The following is a 5359-nucleotide window of genomic DNA, read 5'->3' as shown; positions in this document are numbered from 1 at the left end:
TTCAGAGAATTGCCTCATTCAATTTTCGGGCAAGCGCGAGGTTAGGGCGGTTGGCTCAATCAGAAATCCATTTCTAGGTTTAAAACTTCAAACCAGATTTGCCCAAATTCCGAGCCTGATTATCAAAACTATGATTCATTTCGGTTTTCTAAGTTTTGGCTTTTGTTTCTGAATCAAAGTCGAGTTAATCTTGTTTTTAGTAAAACGTAAGTCATTGAAGCTTAAGCATAACAAAGCGTTTAAGTGGGATTTGGCACGCGTGGCATTTTCGGTTTGCGTTGGGTTCAGTGATTAAGTCGCTGTGCGGTAGCTTTTGTATTGCGTGCCTGCACCCCTTAACGCGGCGTTATATTCTTATGGAGAAGTTGTATATGAAAAAAATTATTCTGGTGATCATGCTGTTAATGCCTACGTTCGTCTTTGCTGATGATTATGGAAAAATTCCGGAAACATTTTTTGCAATGCTCAAAGATGGAAAGCATAACGAAGCTATTGAGTACTTATATGGCACTAATCAATGGATATCAGGCAATTCGGATCAAGTGTTAAACTTAAAAAATCAACTAGCTAGCTTGGATGGCTTGGTGGGTAAGTATCATTTTCACGAGCTAATAGTTGAAAAAAAAGTAGGTGAACATTACGCTCATTTAATCTACTTGGTTGGTTACGATCGGCAGCCACTTCGCTTTGAACTGCAAGTGTATAGAGTTGGTTCAGCGTGGCGGCTACAGGGCGTTTCATTTGATTCAAATCTGATTGACGATATTAAAAGTCAAGCCAATATGAACTTAGGCAACTGAAATATAACAAGGCGTTTAAGAGGGATTCATGCCGCGTGGCATTTTTGGTATGCGGTTGGTTTTGGTGGTGAAAGTGGTTTGCAGAAACTTGGTTTGTGCGGCATGCCCCCCTTAACGCAGCGTTATGAAGCAAGGTGGATAAAAGCTATGGGATCTACGATAAAAATAATAGTAAAAGAGCTCTTTATCATAAGTTTTACGGCAGTATTAACAGCATATGTGACTGTCGTATGGTTTGGCTACGATATTGAAAGTAAAAAGTCTGAACTTGAAATAGAACGAATGTTGTTTAATAACCAAGTTGAATTACTGAGTCAGTTGGCTGAAAAAGCCGGAGTATTACACTATTCAGCTGCTCAATATCGACAATATGACTTACTTGCAAGTGAACTTGGGTTATCAAAAACGGTAGTGGAAGCAGCTAGAGAAATACAAGTAATCAAGTTAACTCAAGAACAAATAGTTACAGTTCAGTCTGACTTTATGACAATATTGTTTAAATCCAAGCCTTTCATTTCAGATGAGATTTTTACCTTGTTTTCAAAGTATGGGATGGCAATTAATGGATTTATTCATCTTGCTAGTCCAGATAGCCATTCTCTTAAGCAAGACTATGAACGTGCTGGGCACTACTATGTTCAGGGCATCGAGCTTATCCGGAAAAAGTATGAGCTTGTGTCAGAAAAAGCTTCATAACAAACGCCTCAAGAGGGACTGTCAACACGTGGCGTTTCCAGTCCCATTGAGCCGAAGTGGTTATGGTTGTTGTGTTTGAGTTTAGTGTTATGCGTTGCCAGCCCCTTAGGCGGGCGTTAAATGCCAATCGAAAATTATACAACGACGGGATTATGGAATATTTTACTTATATAACAGGTGTAGCAACATTGATTGGTTTCGGGATGCAGTTATTCGACTTCCTCCCGTCATTTAGAGCGTATCGCCAATCAGCATTTTTAGTTTTTCTTGGTATGTTCATTGGGAGCTTGTTTAATACAATTGATGGTTCACAAGTACAACTTAGTTTTGAAATATCGGCATTATCTTTGTTAGTTTGTGCCATCGGTGCAGTGATAGTTTGGTGTTTATATGTAGCCAAGAAAGAACGACGCGAAGAGTTCTTTGGTGTTGCGGGGTTGGCTACTTTTGTTTTGTTTATGATATTGATGTTTGGCGGACTATCGGGTTTAAAAACTGAAGAAGAAAAAGATCGCTTAACTTTAACAGAGTTTATTGTTTTATCTGATTATGCCGAACAAAAAGGTGACTTTGAAAAAGCTATCAAACACAGAGAAGCAGTGTTAAACAAATTGGCAAAGGACGACGTTCGCATAGAGTCTATTAAAGGGCAAATAAAACAACTCAAACAGCGGCAAATAGGCATTTAACAAAGCATTTAAGAGTGATTCGCAACGCTTGGCATTTTCGCTTCGCTCAAGTATAACCAAGCGCCGCTCACACCTTAATGCGGCGTTATGTTCTATGGAGAAACTTGAAAATGCGTAAAACACTGTTGGTCGCATTCTTCCTCGCAATTGTTCAGACGTATGGTTCATATTTGCTTCATAACGATATGATGAATATAGAAATATTGAAGTGGATAATTTCGATAGTTTATATTCCGTTGTATTTCATTCTTCTATGTGTCGGCGGTTTGTTGGAAGTAATGTTTGGGTGGAGAGCTCTTAAGGGGGGAGTCGTATTCCCGTATTTGAACGATGCATTGTGGTTAGTGGGCATATTAGTCTTGCTGCCACTTAACTTAACGTTATTGAGGTTGTGGGGGAGCTTTAAGCCACGAACATAACAAACGCCTCAAGAGGGACTGTCAACGCATGGCGTTTCCAGTCCCAATAAGCCGCGATGGTTATGGTTGTTGTGTTTGAGTTTAGTGGTAATGCGTTGTCAGCCCCTTAGGCGGGCGTTATAACCTAATGAGAAATCATGAACTTAGAAGAGTTTCAAGAATCGGATTTTGACCAGCTTATAGAATGGATTGACTCGGATGAGTTGAACTATCTATGGGGTGGTCCTGCGTATGTTTTTCCGCTGACTTATGAACAGATCCATGCTCACTGTAGCAAAGCAGAAGTATTTCCCTACCTGCTAAAAGTGAACGGTAGACATGCTGGGTTTGTTGAGTTGTACAAAGTCACCGATGAGCAATATCGGATTTGCCGTGTCTTTATTTCAAATGCTTATCGTGGGCAAGGACTATCAAAATCGATGTTGATGTTATTAATCGATAAAGCACGATTAGATTTTTCTGCAACCAAACTTAGCTTAGGCGTTTTTGAACAGAACACAGTTGCTAGAAAATGCTATGAGTCATTAGGTTTTGAAGTGGTTTCGACAGAAATTGGTACAAGATCTTTTAATGGTAAGTTATGGGATCTGGTGCGAATGGAAAAACGGTTATAACAAACGCCTCAAGAGGGACTGTCAACGCGTGGCGTTTTCAGTCCCAATGAGCTGCGGTGGTTACGGCTGTTGTATTTGATAGTGTTATGCGTTGCCAGCCCCTTAGGCGGGCGTTATGCGATTAAAGGGAATTATCGGCTAATGTTGGAAATTGAAAGACTTAATGAATCACATATCAATGCTATTCAAAAAGTGAGCGTTGCAGATGAACAGTTAAGATTTGCTGGTACAGCAGAGGAATTTCTGCAAGACGGCAGTGATACAGCTCATCTCCATGTCATCAAGCAAGATGGTTCAATTGTTGGCTTCTTCAAGTTGGATATTGCTTATTCGGAAAGTTATCCATTTTGTCCATCTGACGGGATCGGTCTAAGGTTTTTCGTTATAGACAAGTCGCAACAAGGCAAAGGCCTTGGTACGAAAGCGGTAAAAGCTCTGTTTGATTATCTGAAAATGAGTTATCCAAGCTTTAAGAGTGTCTACTTGACAGTTAACTGTAAGAATCCAGCAGCAAGAGCTTGTTATCTTAAAGGCGGCTTTGAAGATAATGGTGAGAAATATTTTGGTGGTTCAGCAGGACCTCAACATATCATGTGTGGAAAAATCGCATAACAAACGCCTCAAGAGGGACTGTCAACGCGTGGCGTTTCCAGTCCCAATGAGCCGCGGTGGTTGCAGTTGTTGTGTTTGAGTTTAATGGTAATGCGTTGTCAGCCCCTTAGGCGGGCGTTATATTCCCTGGTGAAATATGAGTAAAGTTGAGCAAAAGCTTAAAGAGAATCGAAACAGGAGAGCTAGAGAAAAGCTGCTTTCAGAGCTTCCCGAGCCATTGGCTCGCTATTTAGAGCAAGTAGATTTCTCAAGTGATTCTATGTGTTTACGCTATGCAGCTTTTTCAACTTGGGACCAATCAACAGATACTCAGACGACTACCAGAGGCGTTATCGCAAACTGGAGAAACTTTACCTTTCAGTATTGGAGCGATCTTTTTGGTGCGTTTAGAGGGCTCCCTTCACGAGAATATGAGGGCTGGTTGTTCTTTGACATTGACGGGCCTTACTATAAGGTCAAACTTTCAGAACTACGGCTTTTCCTAAGTGAGCTTGAATTGTTTACTACTCAGAATGAAAGTTTTGATTTTGGGTGGGTTGGTGCAGACCTAGACTGCGGAGTAATTTCAGAGTTTAATCACACTTCGTTTTGTAGGAATGACTTTGAGCTAAGCGTCTGGGGAATATAACAAACGCCTCAAGAGGGACTGTCAACGCGTGGCGTTTCAAGTCCCATTGAGCCGCGGTGGTTGCAGTTGTTGTGTTTGAGTATAGTGGTATGCGTTGCCAGCCCCTTAGGCGGGCGTTATATTCCTGAGTCAAATTTAGCTGAAGTATTAAGGATGAATATGAAATATTTTGTAATTCCCAAGTCTCTTCACGAGGTGTTTGGCGAAAAGCAATCATTAATTGAAATTGCATGTACTGCGATGTTTGCACTCGTGGGCAGTTTATTAATTTATCTTCAGCTATATCGACCTATAGCTCATGAAAATATCTGGATGATAGTATTAGGGTTTGTTCTAGTCGCAGATGTGCTAGCTGGTTGTATCGCGAATTTTAGCCAAGGAACGAACAAGTTTTATTCAGAAAGACCTAAAGGCCGTCTTTTGTTTATTGCCATACATATCCATATATTGGCGATTGCGTGGCTCCTTTCCGCTCCTTTGGACTATGCACTCCTAATTTGGGCTTACACAATAATATCTGCACTAGTTGTGAATGCCTTGAAAGGAAGTCATTTTCAATTATTTATTTCAGCAAGCCTGATGTGCAGTGGATTATTAGTACTAATGCTTTTGCCTCTCTCTACATGGTTCTTAATTGTTAGCACATTTTTTATGATTAAAGTCATGTTTAGTTTTGCGGTTGATCATTACGGGTATAGAGAATAGATATACAGTTCCTCATCACCAAGTGGCTGGAATATAACAAACGCCTCAAGAGGGACTGTCAACGCGCGGCGTTTCCAGTCCCAATGAGCCGCGGTGGTTACGGTTGCTGTGTTTGAGTTTAGTGTTATGCGTTGCCAGCCCCTTAGGCGGGCGTTATGCTTAATCCATAAAAATCAGTAGGTTGTGCTTGTCGATT

7 protein-coding genes are annotated in these 5359 nt (G+C 40.8%); all 7 read left to right on the top strand.

The window, feature by feature from the left end:
- Positions 1–371: 371 nt before the first annotated feature.
- Positions 372–800 (top strand): hypothetical protein, encoded by a 429-nt coding sequence (locus tag D908_RS02475; RefSeq protein ID WP_005527046.1) that lies wholly within the window; start codon positions 372–374, stop codon positions 798–800.
- A 78-nt stretch (positions 801–878) separates the two neighbouring features.
- Positions 879–1496: a hypothetical protein gene (locus D908_RS02480; RefSeq protein ID WP_235047393.1), complete on the top strand. Its 618-nt coding sequence runs from the start codon at positions 879–881 to the stop codon at positions 1494–1496.
- A 56-nt stretch (positions 1497–1552) separates the two neighbouring features.
- Positions 1553–2185: a hypothetical protein gene (locus D908_RS22760; RefSeq protein ID WP_167733113.1), complete on the top strand. Its 633-nt coding sequence runs from the start codon at positions 1553–1555 to the stop codon at positions 2183–2185.
- Between the two features lie 556 nt (positions 2186–2741).
- Positions 2742–3218, top strand: a complete 477-nt coding sequence (locus tag D908_RS02495) for a GNAT family N-acetyltransferase (RefSeq protein ID WP_005527040.1) — start codon at positions 2742–2744, stop codon at positions 3216–3218.
- Positions 3219–3359: 141 nt separating this feature from the next.
- Complete coding sequence (locus D908_RS02500) at positions 3360–3830, top strand: GNAT family N-acetyltransferase (RefSeq protein WP_000889642.1); 471 nt, start codon at positions 3360–3362, stop codon at positions 3828–3830.
- Positions 3831–3966: 136 nt separating this feature from the next.
- Positions 3967–4458 carry a hypothetical protein gene (locus D908_RS02505; protein WP_005527038.1) on the top strand — a complete coding sequence of 164 codons (492 nt, stop codon included), beginning with the start codon at positions 3967–3969 and terminating at the stop codon, positions 4456–4458.
- A 159-nt stretch (positions 4459–4617) separates the two neighbouring features.
- A complete protein-coding gene (locus D908_RS02510; protein WP_000873463.1) occupies positions 4618–5163 on the top strand; it encodes a hypothetical protein in 546 nt (181 codons plus the stop codon).
- Positions 5164–5359 lie beyond the last annotated feature (196 nt).

The organism is Vibrio mimicus CAIM 602 (genome assembly GCF_000338875.1).
Classification (GTDB): Bacteria; Pseudomonadota; Gammaproteobacteria; order Enterobacterales; family Vibrionaceae; genus Vibrio; species Vibrio mimicus.
Note: the sequence above shows the minus strand (reverse complement) of the source record. Positions and strands in the feature narration are given on the sequence as shown.